General features: G+C 69.2%; 17 protein-coding genes, 1 other RNA gene and 1 riboswitch. Of the genes, 7 read left to right on the top strand and 11 right to left on the bottom strand.

Features of this window, described 5'->3' with window-relative positions; genetic code table 11:
- Positions 1 to 11: 11 nt before the first annotated feature.
- From I5803_RS01200 to I5803_RS01155, 10 genes are all read right to left on the bottom strand, one after another.
- Positions 12 to 1,712 (bottom strand): efflux RND transporter periplasmic adaptor subunit, encoded by a 1,701-nt coding sequence (locus I5803_RS01200; protein ID WP_196984602.1) that lies wholly within the window; start codon positions 1,710 to 1,712, stop codon positions 12 to 14.
- 406 nt (positions 1,713 to 2,118) lie between these two features.
- Positions 2,119 to 3,612, bottom strand: coding sequence for an acid phosphatase (gene acpA / locus I5803_RS01195; RefSeq protein ID WP_196984601.1), 1,494 nt, complete (start codon positions 3,610 to 3,612; stop codon positions 2,119 to 2,121).
- A 36-nt stretch (positions 3,613 to 3,648) separates the two neighbouring features.
- On the bottom strand, positions 3,649 to 4,317 hold the full coding sequence (locus tag I5803_RS01190) for a class I SAM-dependent methyltransferase (protein WP_196984600.1): 669 nt from the start codon (positions 4,315 to 4,317) through the stop codon (positions 3,649 to 3,651).
- Positions 4,318 to 4,328: 11 nt separating this feature from the next.
- Complete coding sequence (locus I5803_RS01185) at positions 4,329 to 4,766, bottom strand: universal stress protein (RefSeq protein ID WP_196984599.1); 438 nt, start codon at positions 4,764 to 4,766, stop codon at positions 4,329 to 4,331.
- A 54-nt stretch (positions 4,767 to 4,820) separates the two neighbouring features.
- Positions 4,821 to 6,293, bottom strand: a complete 1,473-nt coding sequence (locus I5803_RS01180; protein ID WP_435520869.1) for a cobyric acid synthase — start codon at positions 6,291 to 6,293, stop codon at positions 4,821 to 4,823.
- A gap of 31 nt (positions 6,294 to 6,324) precedes the next feature.
- Positions 6,325 to 7,086 carry an ABC transporter ATP-binding protein gene (locus I5803_RS01175; protein WP_196984597.1) on the bottom strand — a complete coding sequence of 254 codons (762 nt, stop codon included), beginning with the start codon at positions 7,084 to 7,086 and terminating at the stop codon, positions 6,325 to 6,327.
- Entirely contained in the window at positions 7,083 to 8,069 is a 987-nt protein-coding gene (locus I5803_RS01170) for a FecCD family ABC transporter permease (protein WP_196984596.1), read from the bottom strand. The genes I5803_RS01175 and I5803_RS01170 overlap by 4 nt, the downstream gene beginning before the upstream one ends.
- Positions 8,066 to 8,944, bottom strand: a complete 879-nt coding sequence (locus tag I5803_RS01165) for an ABC transporter substrate-binding protein (RefSeq protein WP_196984595.1) — start codon at positions 8,942 to 8,944, stop codon at positions 8,066 to 8,068. The genes I5803_RS01170 and I5803_RS01165 overlap by 4 nt, the downstream gene beginning before the upstream one ends.
- On the bottom strand, positions 8,914 to 9,732 hold the full coding sequence (locus I5803_RS01160; protein ID WP_196984594.1) for a cobalamin-binding protein: 819 nt from the start codon (positions 9,730 to 9,732) through the stop codon (positions 8,914 to 8,916). The genes I5803_RS01165 and I5803_RS01160 overlap by 31 nt, the downstream gene beginning before the upstream one ends.
- An 8-nt stretch (positions 9,733 to 9,740) precedes the next feature.
- Positions 9,741 to 11,687 carry a TonB-dependent receptor gene (locus I5803_RS01155; protein ID WP_196984593.1) on the bottom strand — a complete coding sequence of 649 codons (1,947 nt, stop codon included), beginning with the start codon at positions 11,685 to 11,687 and terminating at the stop codon, positions 9,741 to 9,743.
- 81 nt (positions 11,688 to 11,768) lie between these two features.
- A riboswitch (cobalamin riboswitch) is annotated at positions 11,769 to 12,012 on the bottom strand.
- A gap of 36 nt (positions 12,013 to 12,048) precedes the next feature.
- Here I5803_RS01155 and I5803_RS01150 point away from each other — a divergent pair.
- The 6 genes from I5803_RS01150 to I5803_RS01130 all read left to right on the top strand — a co-directional run bounded on the left by I5803_RS01150 (position 12,049) and on the right by I5803_RS01130 (position 16,303).
- Positions 12,049 to 12,261 carry a cell division protein ZapB gene (locus I5803_RS01150; protein ID WP_196984592.1) on the top strand — a complete coding sequence of 71 codons (213 nt, stop codon included), beginning with the start codon at positions 12,049 to 12,051 and terminating at the stop codon, positions 12,259 to 12,261.
- A gap of 67 nt (positions 12,262 to 12,328) precedes the next feature.
- Positions 12,329 to 12,661, top strand: a complete 333-nt coding sequence (locus I5803_RS01145; RefSeq protein ID WP_196984591.1) for a cell division protein ZapA — start codon at positions 12,329 to 12,331, stop codon at positions 12,659 to 12,661.
- Positions 12,662 to 12,880: 219 nt separating this feature from the next.
- Positions 12,881 to 13,061, top strand: a non-coding RNA gene (gene ssrS, locus I5803_RS22480) — 6S RNA.
- 46 nt (positions 13,062 to 13,107) lie between these two features.
- Positions 13,108 to 14,520, top strand: a complete 1,413-nt coding sequence (locus I5803_RS01140; RefSeq protein ID WP_196984590.1) for an adenylate/guanylate cyclase domain-containing protein — start codon at positions 13,108 to 13,110, stop codon at positions 14,518 to 14,520.
- Positions 14,521 to 14,564: 44 nt separating this feature from the next.
- A complete protein-coding gene (locus tag I5803_RS01135; protein ID WP_196984589.1) occupies positions 14,565 to 15,365 on the top strand; it encodes a sulfite exporter TauE/SafE family protein in 801 nt (266 codons plus the stop codon).
- A gap of 20 nt (positions 15,366 to 15,385) precedes the next feature.
- The gene (locus I5803_RS01130) at positions 15,386 to 16,303 is read left to right on the top strand and encodes a methionyl-tRNA formyltransferase (protein ID WP_196984588.1); all 918 of its coding nucleotides are present in this window, start codon (positions 15,386 to 15,388) and stop codon (positions 16,301 to 16,303) included.
- A gap of 162 nt (positions 16,304 to 16,465) precedes the next feature.
- Here I5803_RS01130 and I5803_RS01125 read toward each other — a convergent pair whose 3' ends face one another.
- Complete coding sequence (locus I5803_RS01125; RefSeq protein WP_196984587.1) at positions 16,466 to 17,395, bottom strand: LysR family transcriptional regulator; 930 nt, start codon at positions 17,393 to 17,395, stop codon at positions 16,466 to 16,468.
- 109 nt (positions 17,396 to 17,504) lie between these two features.
- On the opposite strand from I5803_RS01125, the gene I5803_RS01120 reads away from it, so the two are divergent.
- Positions 17,505 to 17,822 (top strand): HAD family hydrolase, encoded by a 318-nt coding sequence (locus tag I5803_RS01120; protein WP_231402316.1) that lies wholly within the window; start codon positions 17,505 to 17,507, stop codon positions 17,820 to 17,822.
- The last annotated feature ends 80 nt before the right edge of the window (positions 17,823 to 17,902 follow it).

Here is a 17,902-nt window from a genome sequence, read left to right as displayed (position 1 = left end):
CGCGAGAGGGATCACTGGCCGGCCCCTCCGCCTTCGCGGCGTCGCTGCTGCATCATGTGCCAGCGCTCCACGGCCTGCGGGTCGCCCTTGTCCAGCGCGTCCAGGAATTTCTTGCGGCGCGCGAGCTGCTCCGGGTCGTCCTTGGCGGAGTCGAGCAGGCGCTGGCGCTGCTCGGCGGTGGGCTTGTCGCTCAGCGGGGTTCCGGCGGCGGCAGGCGCCCCCGCCGGCGCGGAACCTGCCGTGCGGCGCTGCGCCTGCGCGGGGCCGTTCTGCGGCGTGGCGTCCGCCGGGCCGCTGGCGGCCGGGGTGCGCGAGCGCTGGCGGCGCTCGGAGTCGCCACCGGCTGCAACGGGCGCTTCCGCGGAACCCGAAGCTCCCGCCTGCGGCGCGGAAGCGCCTTCGGCACTGCGCCGTCGCCCGCCGCCCTGCCCTTGCCCGCGCCCGGCCCCGGGCGCATCGCCCGGCAGCACCACGCGCGAGCCGTCGCGCAGCCGGTCCGCGCCTTCGGTGATGACGCGTTCGCCGACCTGCAGGCCGGTCGCGATCTGCACCTTGTCGACGGTCGCCTGGCCCTTGGTCACCGGGCGCTGCGACACCGTGCGGTCTTCCTTCAGCACGAACACGTAGTCGCCCGCATTGCCGTGGCGCAGGGCCGAGACAGGCACGACGACGGCGTCCTTGATCACCCGCACGTTGAGCTGCAGGTTCACGAACTGGCTGGGAAAGAGCTGCAGCTTCGCATTGTTGAAGCGCGCCTTGGCGCGCACCGTGCCGGTCTGCGTGTCGACCTGGTTGTCCAGCGACGCGAAGACGCCCGTGTCGAGCACGGTCTGCCGCGTGCGGTCGAAAGCCTTGGCCTCCATCGCCGCGCCCGCATTCTGTTGGAGCAGCGGCGCCTGGTCCTGCGGCACCGCGAATTCCACGTCGATGGGGGAGATCGCGGTGATGAGGCCGATGCCGTTCGCATCGCTCGTGTTCACCACGTTGCCCACGTCCACCGCGCGCAGGCCCACGCGCCCGGCGATCGGCGCGACGATGCGCGTGTAGCCGAGGTTCAATCGCGCCGTGCCTTCGTTCGCCTTGTCCACCACGATGGTGGCTTCGAGCTGCTTCACGAGCGCCGCCTGCGTGTCCACGTCCTGCCGCGCGATCGAATCCTGCTGCAGCAGCGTGCGGTAGCGCTGCAGCGTGACCTGCGCCGCCTGCAGCTGCGCCTCGTCGCGCATGCGCTGGCCCGAGGCCTGCTGCAGCGCCATCTCGAACTGGCGCGGGTCGATGGTGGCCATGAGCTCGCCCTTGCGCACCATCTGGCCTTCCTTGAAGAGGACCTGCTGCAGCACGCCCGACACCTGCGGGCGCACGCGCACGGAGGCTTGCGGCACCACGGTGCCCAGCGCGTCCATGACGATGGGGATGTCGGTCTTCTCGGCGATGGCCACGCCCACGGTCGTCGCCGCGCCGCGGCCGCGTCCACCACCGCCAGGCCCGCCAGGCCCGCCGGCGCCCGGACCGCCCGGGCCGCCGGGTCCCCCGGGTGCCGATGCCGTCTTGTCAGGGTGGGTGAGGTCCCACGCGAGCCAGCCGACGCCCGCGACCACCAGCAATGCGACCACCGCGCCGATGATGGAAGCGCGCCGGCTCAGTTTCCTGCGGGGCGGCTCGCCGGGGAGCGGTTCGTGGGTGGGCGGATCGACCGGGGGCTGCGCTTGCATTCAGGTTTCCTTCTTATGGGAGGCCGGCAGCCGCGATGGTTGCGCGATGCATTCGCCCGGGTGGCGCCAGCGTGACGCACACCCCGTGGCACAGCCATAAGCCGCCGACGCAATCCAATGTAGGCCCGTTCCTGCGCCCAAACGGGCGGTTTACCGAGGTTTACCCGATTTTTACCCAGCATTCGCTTTGGATGTGCGTTTGACTCGACATCGGCGCGGCCGGGCTTTTTGAACGCAGAGGGCGCAGAGGTTGCGCAGAGGACGCAGAGAAATGCCAAAGGAACACAAAAGGAATTCAGGTTTTTAAATTCCTGGATTTCCTTGAATTCTTCTCTGCGCCCTCTGCGCAACCTCTGCGCCCTCTGCGTTCAAGAAGCCCTGGCCCCACCCCGGTCCGCCGCCACCCTCACTCCAGCGCCGAGCTGAAGTCCCCCATCTTCTCCCGCACCCCGGGCAGCGGCTCGAGGCCGAAGCGCTTCGTCACGAACTTCAGGATGGAGGTCGTGTCGTACGCCGTCGAGTCGACATGGTGCTTGCGCACCGTCGGGCCGATCAGCAGCGTGGGGATGCGCGTGCCGGGGCCGAACTTGTCGCCCCAGCCCGGGCCCGTCGGCGGCGGCACATGGTCCCAATAGCCGCCGTTCTCGTCGTACGTCACGATCACGAGCATGTCCTTCCACTGCGGGCTCGCGCGCAGCTTTTGCAGCAGCCCGTCGATGTGCATGTCGCCGGTCATGATGTCGGTGTACGACGGGTGCTGGGTGTCCCGCCCTGCCGGCTTGTAGAAGCTCACCGCCGGCAACGTGCCCGCCGCGATGTCGCGCTCGAAGTCCGAGCCGTCGAGCAAATGCTTCGCGCGGTCGGCGGTGCCTGGCGCGAAGCGCGCGTAATAGTTGAACGGCTGGTGGTGCGGCTGGAAGGCCGGGGAGTTGTCGGCGCGCTCGTAGATGATCTTGCGCTTCACGCTCGCGGGCTGCTCGCCGTCGGCCAGCGCCTGCTTGTACGCACCGGCATACCAGGCCCACGAGATGCCGCGCGCGCTCAGGCGGTCGCCGATGGTCGGCGTGGTCTGGGGCGGCAACGGCACGCCCTGCGCGGCATTGCCGGCGGGGTCGGCCGCGTTGAGCGGGCCATTGGCCGCAGGGGGCACGCCGCTCGGCTGCCACGGCGGCTGCGTCGTGTTGACCGACCAGCCGTCCGGCGTGACCTGCACGCCACCCCCGCTGAAGACCTGCACGGCGCCCTCGCTGGCCGCGGGCGAGCCGGGCCGCTTCTCGAGCTTGCCGTTCGCGTCCAGCCGGATGCGCATCGACGCGGGAGCAGTATCGTGCCGCGGCGCGCAGGCGCAGATGAGGTACTGGTGATTGAGGTAGGAGCCGCCGAACGCGCCCATGAAGAAGTTGTCGGCCAGCGTGTATTCCTGCGCCCACTTCCACAGGCGGAACTGGCTGCCGTCGTAATAGCCCATCGTCCAGCCGCCGACGGTGGACATCGCCGCGAACATGTTGTTGGCGCCGCCGTTGATCTGCTCCTGATTGTGGAAGAAGGCGTGGACCGGGCTCGGGACGATCTGCGTGGGCGGCTTGTTCAACGGCGGCGCGTCGATGCGGAAGGGCTTGTTGGGCATGCGCGGGTAGGCGGCATTGGGCTTGCCGTCGCCGCCCCACACGACCAGTTCGGGCAGCGGCTTGCCGTCATGGCCCAGCTGCGTGTATTGCGCGGGCGTGGCGTTCGCGATGCCGTTGGCGCCGGGGAACATGCCGTACATGTTGTCGAAGCTGTGGTTCTCGGCGTAGATCACCACCACGTTCTTGATGTGGCCGGCGCGGCGCTGGAAATCGGGGGCGCTCGCGCAGCCGGCGAGCAAGGCGGCGAGCGCAAGTGCGGTCAATCGATACATCGGAGTCTCCTTGGGTGTTGCCTGTTGTGGTTCGATTCAATGCGCGACGCTTCTGCCGGGGGCGTAGCGGCCCCTGGCGATGTAGATGCCGCCGAAAGCCGTGGTGACCACCTCGACATCGGAGAGGTGGCGGGCGAGCAGGTCCCAGGGCTTGCCCAGGCCCTCCAGCGACGTCACCGAGTACATCGCCGCGAGCATCACGAAGCCGTTGGTGGGCCAGGCCCAGGGCGGCGCCCACTGCAGGCCCGAGGCGACGACGTGCGCACCGGGCTGGAGGTGCGAGAGCACGTTCGCGATCGCCGCGGGTTCGCGCAGCACGTCGTGCGTGAAGTGGAAGAGCGCGGCATCGGCCTTGCCGCTCCAGCGCGCGATGGCCGCAGGGGCGCCGACCAGCTCCACGTTCGTCCAGTGCGCCGCATCCACCCGCGCCCGCGCCCTGGCGAGCATCTCGGGGCATTGTTCGATGCCGACGATGCGGCCGCCCTTGCCGATGCGGTCGTGCAGCATCTCGAAGGACAGGCCGGTGCCGCAGCCCACGTCGAGCACGACGTCGCCGCGGTGGACATCGAGCGCGGCGATCGCCTCGGTGCGGATCGGCTCGAAAAGCAGCAGCTCGCGGTCGTAGCCCGCGGCGCGGCGGCGATACTGGTCGAGCGCGGCGGAACGCGACGGCTTGCCCCCGCGCGGGGCGATGTGCGGCCTCATGGCGTGCCCCGCTACTGCGTGATGACGACCAGCACGCTGCACGGCGCGTGCTCGATCATGGCGCCCGAGATGGAGCCGCGCCACCAGCGGGCGGCCCAGCTGTCCAGGTGCTTGTGGCCGACGACGATGAGGTCGGCGTGGATCTTCTTGGCGTACTTGCAGATCTCGTCGACGGCCTCGCCCACCACCACTTCGCCGCGCGAGGTGAAGCCGGCTTCGGAGAGGCGCCGCAGGCCGTCGTCCAGCACGGCCTGGTGCTTCTTCTTCTCGCGCTCCTCCAGCTCCATGTCGTAGACCCCGCCTTCGAGGCCGACGAAGCTCATCGCCGACGGCATGACCGCGACGAGCGCCAGTTCGGACTGGCTCCAGTGCGCCAGCTCGCGCGAATCCAGCAGGGCTTTCTGCCCCGCGTCGGATCCGTCATAGGCCAACAGGATGCGTTTGTACATGGCGAGCTCCCAACGGTTTGGTCGCTGCAAGCATAGACGGTGGGGCCAGCGTTGTCACTCGCCTGCGGCACCGATGAGATGGGTAAGAACCCCAGTGTCGAAATGCGTGTCGATGAAGTCCGCAAGGCCGTCGAACACGCTGTCCAGCGTGCGCGCCTGCGCGCCGAACAGCGCATGCACCACCCGCGCGTCCTCGAACATGCCGTGCAGGTAGAGGCCCAGCACGTGGCCCTCGCTGCTCTGCCATGCGAGGCCTTCGGGCATCGCTTCATGCGCGCGCGCCATCGCGGGATGCTGCGCGCTGCGGCCATGGTGGATTTCGTAGCCGTCCATCTCCACACCCGACAGCGCGGACCACGCGCCCTGCAGCGCCTCGAAGCGCGCGGCGCGGCGGCGGAGCGTCTTGCGCGGCTCGAACACCGTGACCAGGGGCAGCAGGCCCAGGCCCGGCCCATTGCCGTCGATGCCTTCGGTGTCGATCAGCGCCTCGCCGAGCATCTGCAGGCCGCCGCAGATGCCCAGCACGCGGCCGCCCTTGGCGGCATGCTGCGCGATCGCGCGGTCCAGGCCCTGCGCGCGCAGCCACTGCAGGTCGCTGCTGGTGTGCTTGGAGCCGGGCAGGATGATCCAGTCGGCGGCGGCGAGGTCCTGCGGGGTGCGGGCCCAGGAGAGGTGGATCTGGGGGAGGTGCGCGAGGGGCTGGAATTCGTCGAGGTTGCTGATTCGGGGGTAGGCGACGATGGAGATCTTCGTTGGAGCGTGACGCCCGGTGTCCTCACCCCGGCCCTCTCCCAGGGGGAGAGGGAGTGAATTCGCCCCGCCAGCCTCGTGGAACCCGTCTTCTTCCGGCAGGCCGTGCCCGCGCCACATCGGGAGGGTGGCGACGGTGGGGATGCCGGTGAGGTCGCGCAGCATTTGCGGCGCGGGCGCAAGCAGCGACGCGTCGCCGCGGAACTTGTTCAGCACGAAGCCGTCGATCAGCCGGCGGTCAGCTTCCGCCAGCAGCGCCCAGGTGCCGTACAGGTGCGCGAACGCACCGCCGCGGTCGATGTCCGTCACGAGCAGGCAGCGCGCACCGGCATGGCGCGCGACGCGCAGGTTCACGATGTCGCTCGCCATCAAGTTGATCTCGGCGGGCGAGCCCGCGCCTTCGATCACCACCACGTCGTTCTCCGCACGCAGTTCGTCCAGCGCCGCCGCGACGCGGGGCCACACCACCGCGCCCCGATCGCGCCAGGGCATGCGCGACAGCGCCTCGTCGACCTGGCCGAGCATCACCACCTGGCTGTGCGTGTCGCTCTCTGGCTTGAGCAGCAGCGGGTTCATGCGGACTTCGGGCCCGGCGCGCGCGGCGAGCGCCTGGAAGTACTGCGCGCTGCCGATCTCACCGCCCGCCACCACGCGCGCGTTGTTGCTCATGTTCTGGGCCTTGAAGGGCGCGACCTTCAAGCCCTGCCGCGCGTACCAGCGGCACAGCGCCGTGGCGAGCCAGCTCTTGCCGGCGCCGCTGGTCGTGCCCAGCACCATCACGCAGCGTGCGGTCATGGGGCTTCCTGCGTCATGCGGGGAGCGCGACCCACTGCGCGGCCAGCGAATGGATCCGGATGCGCTGCGCGAACACCCGCTCGAGCGCGCGATGGGTGCCCGCGTCTTCGCAGGCGCCCTGGTGCACGACGCGCCCGGCGTCCATCACCACCACGTCGTCCGCGTGCAGTGCCATCGTGATCTCGTGCAGCACCGACAGCGCCGTGCCGCCGCGCGCCACATGCGCGCGCACGATGCGAAGCCAGTCGGCCTGGTGCGGCGGGTCGAGGTTGGCGAGCGGCTCGTCCATGAGCAGGATCGGCGCCTGCACCGCCAGCGCGCGCGCGAGCAGCACGCGCTGGCGCTGGCCGCCCGAGAGGCTGCCGAGGGGGCGATCGCGCCAGTCCCAGCATTGCGTTTCGTGCATCGCCGCCTGTACGGCTTCGCGGTCTGCCCCACTGGCCGCGCCGAGCCAGGACTGGTGCGGCACGCGCCCGAGCATCACCACGTCGCGCGCCAGCAGGTCTTCCGCGCCGCCCTCGTTCTGGCCCAGCCAGGCAAGCGTGCGCGCGCGCTCCTTGTGCGTCCACGACGGCGCGGCGCGGCCGAGCAGCGCGACTTCACCCGTGCCGTGCAGCAGGCCCGCCAGCGACTTGAGCAGCGTCGTCTTGCCCGCGCCGTTCGGCCCGACGATGGCGGTCCACCGCCCGGCCGGCAGGGACAGGTCCAAGCCGTGCAGCACTTCGACGCCGCCCAGCGCGACGCGCAGGCCCCGCGCGGAGAGTGCGGGCGTCACAGCGGCCTCCGGTGCATGGCCCACAGCAGGTAGCCGCCGCCGAGCACCGCGGTCAGGACGCCAACGGGCAGTTCGCGCGGGGCGAGCGCCCAGCGCGCGAGCACGTCCGCGGCCAGCAGCAGCACGCCGCCCGCCAGCGCCGACAGCGGCAGCAGCCAGCGATGCGTGGGCTTGCAGGTCGCGCGCACGAGATGCGGCGCGACGAGGCCGATGAAGGCGATCAGCCCGACCTGCGCCACGGCCGCGCCGGTGGCGAGCGCCATGACGCCGATCAGCACGACCCGCACCGGCGTGAGCGCGATGCCCAGGCTCGCGGCGGTAGTGTCGCCGAGCGCGAGGGCGTCGAGCGCGCGGCTGAAGGCGACCGCCGGCACGAGGCACACCACGGTGACGGCCGCGAGCAGTCCCGCGGCGCCCCACCCGAGAAAGCCCGTGGTGCCGAGCAGGAAGCCCTGCATCGCGCGCAGGATGTCCGGAGACCAGAACATCACGAGCGCCGCGAACGCGCCGAAGACCATGCCGACGACCACGCCCGCGAGCAGGAGGCGCAGGGTGTGCTGCACACCCTTGGCGAGGCCGAGCGTCACGAGCACGGCCGCCACGGCCCCGGCGAAACCCGCGCCCGTGGAACCGAGGCGCGCGGCCCAGCCCGCGGCCGACGGCGTGGCGCCCACGAGCACCAGCAGCACGGCCACACCGAGCGCGGCGCCCGTCGCGCTGCCGAGCAGGTAGGGGTCGGCCAGCGGATTCCTGAACAGCCCCTGCGCGACCGCGCCGGCGAGCCCGAGCAAGGCGCCCGCGAGCCATGCGCCCAGCGTGCGCGGCACGCGGATGTCCCACACCACAGCCGATGCCGTGTCCGTGGCACCGCTCCACAGCGGCTCCCATCCGAGGCTGCCGACGGCGGCGCCCGCGAGGCACAGCAGCGCCGTGGCCGCGAGCAGCAGCAGCGCGAGCGACGCCGGGTGCCGCAGCGGCCTCACGGCTTGCCGCGCCCCGCGATGCAGTCGACCATCAGCCGCACCGCCTGCGCCATGCGCGGCCCCGCGCGCACCATGACGTCGCCCTGCTCATGCGTGAACAGGCAGACGCGGGCGTCGTGCACCGCACGGATGCGGGCCCAGCCGGGCCGGGCTTTCACCGCCGGCGCATCGCGATCCGAAATCATGATCACCTGCGGATCCGCGCGCACGACGAATTCCGGGTTGAGCTTCGGGAAGGGCCCGAGCCGTCCCGGCACGATGTTCGCGGCGCCGGTGCGCGCGAGCAGTTCGCCGAGGAAGGACGATTCGCTCGCCGCGTAGGGCCCGTCGTTCACCTCGATGTACACGCGCGTGCCGCGCATCGCGGGCGGCAGCTTGCGCGTCTCCGCATCGACGGCGGCCTGCAGCCGCTGCCATGCCGCGGGCGCGTCCGCGACGCCCAGCGCCAGCCCGAGCTGCAGCCACACGCGATGCAGGTCGGCCACCGTCTTGGGTTCGAGCGTGAGCACCTTCACGCCCAGCCCCTCCAGCCGCGCGACCGCCCGCGAGGAAGACGCGAGCAGCACGAGATCCGGCTTGAGCGCGACGAGCCGCTCGATGTTCGTGTCCTCCAGCCCGCCCAGGCGCGGCACCGCAGCCACGCGCGGGGGAAAGTTCGAGTAGTCGTCGAGGCCCACCAGCCTGTCGCAGGCGCCGAGCTCGCACACCGTCTCGGTCAGCGACGGCAGCATCGCGACGATGCGCTGGGGCGGCGTCGCAATTTCCACCGACACGCCGCGGTCGTCCGTGACGCGCACCGCGTAGGCCTTCGCGGCGCATACGAGCAGCAGCCACGCCAGCCACTTCATGACGCGGGCCCCTGCGAGCGGCTCCATGCCATGACGATGCGATGCAGCTGCTCCACGCCGTCCGTCAGCGCGGCGGGGCCGGGCTGCAGGATGTCGGCGGACTTGATCTCGAAGAGCTGCGCGTGCTTCACCGCGGGCACCTCGCCCCAGCCCGCGCGCGCGGCGACTTTCTCCGGCCGGAATTTCTTGCCGCACCAGGAGCCGATGACGATGTCCGGCGCGCGGCGCACGATTTCGGCGCCGTCGGCAATGATCCTGTCCTTGCCCATGGCTTGCGTGGCGAGTTCCGGAAAGCAATCGTCGCCGCCCGCGATGCCCACGAGCTCGGACACCCAGCGGATCGCGCTGATATGCGGCTCGTCCCATTCCTCGAAGAAGACTTTGGGGCGGCGCGGCAACACGCGCGCCTGCGCTTCGATCTCCTTCAGGCGCGCGCGCATGCCCTCGATCAACTCCAGACCCCGGTCCGCCTGGCCCACCATCGCGGCGACCTGGTACAGCACCCCGAAGATTTCCTCGACGCTGCGCTGGTTGAACACCGTCACCTGCACACCCTTGCGGATGAGCTCGGCGGCGATGTCCGCCTGCAGGTCGGAAAAGCCGAACACGCAGTCGGGCCGCAGCGCGAGGATCCTGTCGATCTTCGCGCTGAGGAAGGCGCTCACGCGCGGCTTCTCCTGCCGCGCGCGGGCGGGCCGCACGGTGTAGCCCGAGATGCCCACGATGCGCGCCTCCTGCCCGAGCAGGTACAGCCACTCGGTCGTCTCCTCCGTGAGGCAGACGATGCGTTGCGGGCCGGGAAGCGGGGTGGGCATGGCGGCGATCAGAAGCTCACGCGGACGGCCGCCGTGACGGCGCGACCTGCTTCCGGGTAGATCGACGTGGTCGTGCCCGCCGCGCAGCCGAAGGCCTGCGAGTAGTACTTCCTGTCGAAGAGGTTCGCGACGCCGAGCGACAGTTCCACCTGCTGCCACTGGTAGGCGTAGCGGACGTCGGCGGTGGTGTAGGCCGGCATGGTGCAGGCGTTGTTGAAGTCGGGGTGCTGCGAGGATACCCAGTTCACCCCGCCGCTCACATGGTGCTGCGCCGCGGGCGACCAGTCCGCGCGCACGGCGAGTGTCTTGCGCGCGACCAGCGGCACGTCCTTGCCCGCGTAGGGGCCGGAGCGGAAGGTGGCCTCGCGCACGGCCGCGTTCACGCGCACGCCGAGCGTGGACGTGATCGCATGGCGCACGTCGAGCTCCACGCCCTGGCGGCGCGTCGGGTCGAAGTTCGTGTTGGCGCCGGCGAAGCCGAAGGGACCGGCGGCATTCGGATCGAAGCCGATCTCGTTGTCTACGAGGGTACGGTAGAGCCGTGCCTCGAACTTCGTCGCACCCGCCGTCCAGCGCGCGCCGATCTCGGCGTCGCGAGAGGTTTGCGGCTGGAGGATCACGCCGGGCGAGGTGTAACCGAACTCGTCGACGTTCGCGAGCCGGTAGCTGCGGCCGATGCGCGCATAGCCAGTGGCTTGCACCGTGAAGGGATGGCTCACGCCGAGCTCCCAGGCATGCATGCGGTCTGCCGTGCCGGCTGTCGCCGTGGTGTTGTCCTTGGCGATGCGCTCCGTGCGGTAGCCCGCGCTCACGCGCGTGCCGCCGGCGAGTGTCACGTCGTCCTTGAGGTACACGGCGCGCGACGATTGCCGGGCGGTGGAGCCGAAGGCGCCCAGCACGTCGCGCGTCCAGTCGAGGCGGTCCGCGCCGACCACGAACTGGTTGGCGAAGCCGCCGAACTTCCCTTCGTGGCGCGCACGCAGGGCATAGTTCTTCGCATCGACGTCGTAGTCGTACCCGAAGCCGCCGTTCATGCTGCGCAACTCCTTCTTGCGCTGCCCGGCGTCCGCGGCGATGCGCCAGTCGCCCACATGCGCTTCCGCGAAGAGGCTCGCGCGCTCGTTGCGGATGCTCGCCTCGTCGCCGGCCCGGGTGCTCTGGCGCGGGTCCGCCTCGTACTGCGCGGCCGTGAGCGCGCCGGGCAACTGCGTGTCCAGCGAATCGCGGGCGACGCGCGCGCCCGCGCGCAGCCAGTCGTTGGACCACTGGCCGGTGACGGAGACGGCGTCGGAATCGGACTTGAAGTTGTCGCGGTGGTTGTCCGCGCGGCGCTTTTGCGCGGCGGCGTCCAGCGAGAAGCCGCCGCCGCTCGCGGTGCCGCCGGCCCGCACGTCACGCGCGCCGAAGCTGCCCGCGCCCGCGTAGACCGACGCACTGTTGCCGCGCTGCTGGCCGGCCCCGGCCTTGGTCGTCACCACGATGACGCCGCCCGTGGCGCCTTCCCCGTAGAGCACGCCGGCGTTGCCGCGGATCACCTCGATGCGCTCGACGGACTCGATCGGGATGCCCGCGAGCCGCGAGCCGCCGAGGTCCCCTTCGGAAAAGCGCATGCCGTCGACCATCACCACCTGGTTGTTGTCGGCGGTGCCGCCGAAGCCGCGCAGGTCCAGCCCGTATTCGCCGCCGCCATAGAAGTCCTGGCGGCCGGCGATGCCGAGGATGCGGATGAGCGCCTCGTTGATGGTGGACGCGCCCGACGCGCGGATCTCCGCGGCGGTGACGACCGTGACGCCCAGGGGCAGCGATTGGGCGTCGTCCGTGAAGCGCGTCGCGGTGACGACGGTCTCGGGCAGGACGAGTCCTTGCGCGAACGCGGAGGGAAAGGCGGCGGCGAACGCGAGCGAAAGCGCCGAAGAACGCAACGGGGTGCGCGTCGAAATGCGGGAAAAAGTCATGATGGTTGAAAAAGCCGGATGCATGCCCGCACCGGCTTCCCCGCCGGTGAATTGGGCGTCACGGCCGCGCCTTCTTGCGAACGCGCGGCCACCTCGTTGGCCGGTATCCGGGCTGGCGGTCGACTTCCATCGCCTTCCCAGGCGCGCTGATTCATGCGCGCCCAGTGGCATTGCGTGATGGAAGCGGGATTCACGAGGAACCCATCCGCTTACCGTTGCGGGGGCAGCGCAGGTTAGGCTTGCCGCTGGGCGGCGCACCCTCCTGCTTCCCGTTGAACTGCGGCATGCGAACCACACCGCGAGCACCAACGCTTTCATTTTAGCTTTCAAATTCCATCGCCCCCCCTACAATCGAAGGCGTATGCCCAGTGCCTCCCAGATCGACCAGGTAGCGGAACGCGTCGAGCGACTGCTCGTGCGCTACGAGGAATTGCAGCGCACCAACACGCTGCTGGCCGAACAGGTCGAAGTGCTCACGCACGAACGGGACTCCCTCAAGTCCCGCCTCTCCGCCGCACGCGCCCGCGTCGACGCGCTCCTCGAGCGCCTGCCCGACATCAAGAGCGCGGCATGAGGCGCCCGGCCGCTCCGAAGCGCAATACCGCAGCCTGCAAGGCGAAGGTTTCCGAATGACTTCCGTGATGAAGCAACTCGAGGTCCAGATCATGGGCCAGAGCTACCTCCTCGCCTGCCCCGAGGGCGGCGAGCAGCGCCTGCTGGAAGCCGTGGAGAAGGTGGACACCGCCATGTGCAAGATCCGCGACGCCGGCAAGGTGAAGGCGCGCGACCGCATCGCGGTGCTCGCCGCGCTGAACCTCGCCTTCGACGTCGCCGACCGCGGCGTGGCGATCCAGACCCCAGTGATCGTCCCTGCGCCCGTCAAGAGCAACGGCAGCGACGTGTCCGATCCGCGTCTTGCGGCATTGATGGGGCGCCTCGATTCCGCGCTGGGCGACGACGGCCGGCTGATCTAGCCCGGGCGTGCCATGGTCTCTGTGAACGCAGAGGAATACAAAAAAATTCTTTGCCTTCCCTTGAATTTCCTCTCTGCGCCCTCTGCGAAACCTTTGCGTCCTCTGCGTTCAAAAAAATCCCGCCAGCTGCGCGCGATCCCCAAAAGTCAAGAATCTTTTTTTCAGTGCGGCAATGTGCGCTCGCGCACCCTCAGCCATACGCATCGGCCTAGAATGGCCACGTGTCTGCAGTGCATGCCGGGCTTTATATTTCCTTGAACCAATGCTCATAGAGCTCCGGGCCTGGAACATCTCCTGGTGAGCGTGATCGTCTCGCGTCAGACGAACCCAACGCCAGGCTGACCTAGCCCACCTGAACCCCGGTTCAGGATGCCGGTCCGGTGGCACTTGCAGACGCCTTTTTTTGGCCTACGATGGGGGACATCACTCCACCCGCCGGGGGCCCGATGAGCGAATCCGAAGCGCGGTTCACCGTCTTGCGGCAATCCGCCGACCCGCTCGCCGCAGCGGGCATCGAACGCCTCGTGCGGGACGGCACCGACCGCGAGCTGCACCGCATCAACGTCATCGACTTCGCCGCCGCCAACGGCCTGCCCGTGGACCGCGCGCTCGACGCCTTCCTGCACGCCACGCGCCTGGGCATGTTCGAAATGTCCTGGAACGTCCTGTGCCCCGGCTGCGGCGGCGTCCTCAACACCAACGCCACGCTCAAGACCATCCACCAGCACAGCTACGCGTGCGCCCTCTGCGCGGCCGGCTACGAGCCCTCGCTCGACGAAATGGTGGAAGTCGCCTTCAGCGTGAGCCCGCGCGTGCGCCAGATCGCCGCGCATGCGCCCGAGCAGCTGCCGATGTGGGAATACGTCCGCCAGATGTACTGGAGCTCGGGCATCGAATTCCCCGCGGAGATGCCCGCGCAGGAGGTGATGGAGCGCTTCGTCATCGACTGGACCGACCTCGGGGCCGGCGACAAGGCGACGATGTCGCTCCAGCTCCCCGCGGGCTTCATCATCCTGTTCGAGCCGGTGACGCACTCGGCCCAGTTCCTGGATGTGCAGGGCGAACCGACGCGCGAGCGGCAGGAGCTCGGCGTCGTGTTCAACAACGTGCAGGCGCCCACCGGCACCGTGCCCCTGCGCCCCGGCCCGCTGCGCCTCACGATGGAGAACCGCACCGACGCCCGGGTGCTGCCCGCGCTCTACATCGCGGGAGACGACCTGCACCACATGCTCGGCAAGCGCAAGAAGTTCCTCACCGCCCGCACGCTCCTCACGAACCAGACTTTCCGCGACCTGTACCGCGCCGACATGCTCGCGATGGACCAGCGCCTGAAGATCACGAGCCTCACCTTCGTCTTCACCGACCTCAAGGCCTCCACCGAGCTCTACGAGCGGGTGGGCGACCTCGCGGCCTACGAGCTCGTGAAGGCGCACTTCGGGGTGCTCAACGAGGTCGTCGCCCGCGAATCCGGCGCCGTCGTGAAGACCATCGGCGACGCGGTGATGGCGTCCTTCCCGACGCCCGACCGCGGCATCGCGGCCGTGCTGGGCATGCGCGAAGCGATGAAGGCGCTCAACGCGTCGCGCCACAGCGAGGACCTGACGCTGAAGATCGGCATCCACGAAGGGCCCTGCCTGGCGGTGACGCTCAACGACCGGCTCGATTACTTCGGCCAGACCGTCAACATCGCGGCGCGGGTGCAGGGCCTCGCCCAGTCGCACGCGATCTTCGCGACCGAACCCGTGGTGCGGCACGCGGACGCGGCCCGCCTGCTGGCCCAGGCCGGCCTCACGCCGGTGGCCCAGCGCTGCAACCTGCGCGGCATCGCCGAGGAACTCACGGTCTACGAAATCCCCTGAGCCGGGGGCGCGCCGCGCCGCTTTGCGACAATCGACGGCACAAGATGCTGATCGAACCCCAACTCATTCTCGAACTCCTGCTGATCGGCACCGTCACCGGCTTCCTCGCCGGCCTGCTGGGCATCGGCGGCGGCATGCTCATGGTGCCGTTCATGACCATCATCCTCACCGCCAAAGGGTTCCCGCCGGAATACACCGTGAAGATGGCCGTCGCCACCTCGCTCGCGACGATCTGCTTCACCTCGCTGTCCTCCGTGCGCGCGCACCACAAGCGCGGCGCCGTGCTGTGGCACATCGTGCGGGTGCTCGCGCCCGGCATCCTCGTCGGCTCGCTGCTCGGCGCGCAGATCGCCGTGGCCATGCCCGCGAAGCTGCTGGGCGTCCTGTTCGCGATCTTCGTCGCCTTCTCGGCGACGCAGATGTTCCTCAACAGGAAGCCCAAGCCCTCGCGCACCCTGCCCGGCCCGCTCGGCACCTTCGCGATGGGCGGGGTGATCGGCCTGCTCTCCTCGCTCGTCGGCGCGGGCGGCGCCTTCGTCTCGGTGCCCTTCATGACCTGGTGCAACGTGAAGATCCACGACGCCGTGGGCACGTCCGCGGCGCTGGGCTTCCCGATCGCGCTCGCGGGGACGGCGGGCTACATCTACGCGGGCCAGGGCCTGCCGCAGATGCCGCCCGGCTCCATCGGCTACCTCTACCTGCCCGGGCTCGTCACCATCGCGCTCGCCAGCATGGCGATGGCGCCGCTGGGCGCGCGCACGGCGCACCGCATGGACATCCAGCCGCTCAAGAAAGTCTTCGCCGTCGTGCTCTACTGCCTGGCCGCCTACTTCCTCTTTCGTTGAACCAGCTACAAACACACATCATGAAAATCGCGATCATCGGCCAGCAGGAATTCGGCAAGGCGGTGCTGGAAGCCTTTCGCGCGCGCGGGGACGAAGTCGCCGGCGTCTTCTGCAGCCCCGAGAAGGCGGGCGCCAAGCAGGACGTACTGCGCGAGGCCGCGCACGGCCACGGCCTGCCGGTGTTCCAGTTCAGCAGCCTGCGCAGCAGCTATGCGCAGGAGGCGCTGCGCGACCTGAAGGTGGACATCGGCATCATGGCGTACGTGCTGCAGTTCGCCCCGCAGGAGTTCGTCGGCATCCCGCGCCACGGCACGATCCAGTTCCATCCGTCGCTGCTGCCGAAGCATCGCGGCCCCTCGTCCATCAGCTGGCCCATCGCCACCGGCGCGGCCGAGACGGGCATCACCATCTTCCGCCCCACCGACGGGCTCGACGAAGGCCCGGTGGTGTTGCAGAAGTCCTGCCCGATCGGCCCGGACGAGACGTTGGGGGAGCTGTACTTCAACAAGCTCTTCCCGATGGGTGTGTCGGGACTGCTGGAAGCCGCGGACCTCGTCGTCGCGGGCAGGCACGAGGAGCGCGCGCAGGACGAATCGCAGGCCGGCTACGAGGGCTGGTTCCACGAGGAGGAGTCGCGCATCCACTGGTCGCAGCACGTCGACCAGGTCTACAACCTGATTCGCGCCTGCAACCCCGCGCCCGGCGCGTGGACCGAACTCGCCGGCGTGAAGGTGTGGCTCTACGACGCGCGCAAGCACACGGCGCGCACCTTCGGCGACGTGAAGGGCAAGCCGGGCGAGATCGCGGCGGTGACGGACACGTCGATCGTGATCAATGCCCAGGGCGGGCGGATCGAGGTCCTGAAGCTGCGGGCCGAGGGTGGGAAGAAGATGAATGCGGGGGAGTACGCGCGGTCGGTTGGGCTGGCCGGAGCGTGAGGGGCGAAGGCCTTTTGAACGCAGAGGGCGCAAAGGTTACGCAAAGAGCGCAGAGATGAAGTCAAGGAAAGCCAAAGGAAAGAACCTGAATTCCTTTTGTCTTCTTCTGGTATTTCTCTGCGTCCTCTGCGTAACCTTTGTGCCCTCTGCGTTCAAAAAATCCTAGCCGCGCCCCCTCTTCCCCAACGCCGCCTCGATCAACGACGCCCCGTCCTTCAGCAAGAACGCCTTGAACGCCTGCGCCACCGGCGGCAGGCGTTTGCTCTTGCGATGCACCACGTACCAGTTCAGCATCAGCGGGAAGCCTTGAACCTGCAGCACCACCAGGCTCTTCGCCTGCAGCTCGCGGCTGACCGTGTGCGCGGACAGGAAGCTCAGGCCCATGCCCGCCATCACGGCCTGCTTGATCGTCTCGGTGCTCTTGATCTCCATCGCCAAATTGAGCTGCGGCAGGTGCGCGCCGAACGCGTCCTCCATCGAGTTCCAGGTGTCCGAGCCCTTCTCTCGCACGATGAAGGGCTCTTTCGCCAGGCGTGACACCGGGATGCGCTTCCTGCCGGCCAGCGGATGGTCCGGCGCGGCCACGACGACGTAAGGGTGCGGCGCGAAGGCTTCGGCGATCGTGTCCGCATCCACCGGCGGGCGCACCATGATCGCGAGGTCGGTCAGGTTGTCGGCGAGTTGGCCCAGCAGCTCCTCGCGGTTGCACACGCCGAAGTTGAGGGTCACGCCGGAATGCCGCCGCGCGAATTCCACCAGCAGGCGCGGAAAGAAGTAGTCGCCCGCGCTGATCACCGTCACGTTCAGGCGGCCGCCGGAGACGCCCTTGAACTGCGTCATCGCCTCTTCCGCCTCGCGGAACTGCTGGATGATCGCTCGGCTCGACAGCAGCATCTGCCCGCCGGCGGGCGTGAGGTGGATCTTCTTGCCGAGCTGCTCGAAGAGCGGCAGCCCCGCATGCTCCTCCAGCTTGCGGACCTGCGTCGAGACGGCGGGCTGCGTGAGGTGCAGCTCTTCCGCGGCGCGCGAGAAGCTCAGGTGCCGGGCCACCGCTTCGAACACCTTGAGCTGGCGCAGCGTCGCGTTCTTCATGCGGGCACAACTATAACCCCGAGGCAATCGAAACGATCAAATACTTTCACTGTTATTAATCGTGCGCCCTGCCTACATTGGCCCGATCGACGCATTCAAGGAGACGACGATGTTCGCAGTTCACGCGCGCCAGCGGCACGAAGACAACGACCTGCTCGATGACCAGCAGGTCGAGAGCCACCGCGTGGCGTACAACGCCGCGTTCGACGAACTCGGCCTCAACTGGCACTGGGACCCCGTGACGTATGCGCTGCTGCCCGAGCGCGGTGCGGCGGGCGTGCGGCACTACCTGGAGAAAGAACACGGCCACCTGCTGCGCGCGTACGATGCCGACTTCCTAGTGCAGGCGGTGGAAGCGGCCAAGCAGCGCTGCCACAACGTCATGTCGGGCAGCCGCGCGAGCGAGCGAAAGTATTCCGTGCGCTAGTCCCACATTTTGTTACGGTCGGGACAAACCCTAAATCCCGGGGACGAATTTCGCAAACTTGATCCGAGTCAAGAGTTCAT

The sequence above is a fragment of the Caenimonas aquaedulcis genome (assembly GCF_015831345.1).
GTDB classification, from domain to species: Bacteria; Pseudomonadota; Gammaproteobacteria; order Burkholderiales; family Burkholderiaceae_C; genus Ramlibacter; species Ramlibacter aquaedulcis.
This window is presented reverse-complemented; position numbering and strand designations above follow the sequence as displayed.

Bases quoted from the DNA above. Each gene is read 5' to 3' on its own strand.
- I5803_RS01125 (WP_196984587.1), bottom strand. From the start codon at position 17,395: ATGAAGAACGCGACGCTGCGCCAGCTCAAGGTGTTCGAAGCGGTGGCC.
- I5803_RS01135 (WP_196984589.1), top strand. From the start codon at position 14,565: ATGCTGATCGAACCCCAACTCATTCTCGAACTCCTGCTGATCGGCACC.
- I5803_RS01160 (WP_196984594.1), bottom strand. From the start codon at position 9,732: ATGCCCACCCCGCTTCCCGGCCCGCAACGCATCGTCTGCCTCACGGAG.
- I5803_RS01145 (WP_196984591.1), top strand. From the start codon at position 12,329: ATGAAGCAACTCGAGGTCCAGATCATGGGCCAGAGCTACCTCCTCGCC.
- I5803_RS01200 (WP_196984602.1), bottom strand. From the start codon at position 1,712: ATGCAAGCGCAGCCCCCGGTCGATCCGCCCACCCACGAACCGCTCCCC.
- acpA (WP_196984601.1), bottom strand. From the start codon at position 3,612: ATGTATCGATTGACCGCACTTGCGCTCGCCGCCTTGCTCGCCGGCTGC.
- I5803_RS01185 (WP_196984599.1), bottom strand. From the start codon at position 4,766: ATGTACAAACGCATCCTGTTGGCCTATGACGGATCCGACGCGGGGCAG.
- I5803_RS01120 (WP_231402316.1), top strand. From the start codon at position 17,505: ATGTTCGCAGTTCACGCGCGCCAGCGGCACGAAGACAACGACCTGCTC.
- I5803_RS01190 (WP_196984600.1), bottom strand. From the start codon at position 4,317: ATGAGGCCGCACATCGCCCCGCGCGGGGGCAAGCCGTCGCGTTCCGCC.
- I5803_RS01140 (WP_196984590.1), top strand. From the start codon at position 13,108: ATGAGCGAATCCGAAGCGCGGTTCACCGTCTTGCGGCAATCCGCCGAC.
- I5803_RS01155 (WP_196984593.1), bottom strand. From the start codon at position 11,687: ATGACTTTTTCCCGCATTTCGACGCGCACCCCGTTGCGTTCTTCGGCG.
- I5803_RS01150 (WP_196984592.1), top strand. From the start codon at position 12,049: ATGCCCAGTGCCTCCCAGATCGACCAGGTAGCGGAACGCGTCGAGCGA.
- I5803_RS01130 (WP_196984588.1), top strand. From the start codon at position 15,386: ATGAAAATCGCGATCATCGGCCAGCAGGAATTCGGCAAGGCGGTGCTG.
- I5803_RS01180 (WP_435520869.1), bottom strand. From the start codon at position 6,293: ATGGTGCTGGGCACGACCAGCGGCGCCGGCAAGAGCTGGCTCGCCACG.
- I5803_RS01165 (WP_196984595.1), bottom strand. From the start codon at position 8,944: ATGGAGCCGCTCGCAGGGGCCCGCGTCATGAAGTGGCTGGCGTGGCTG.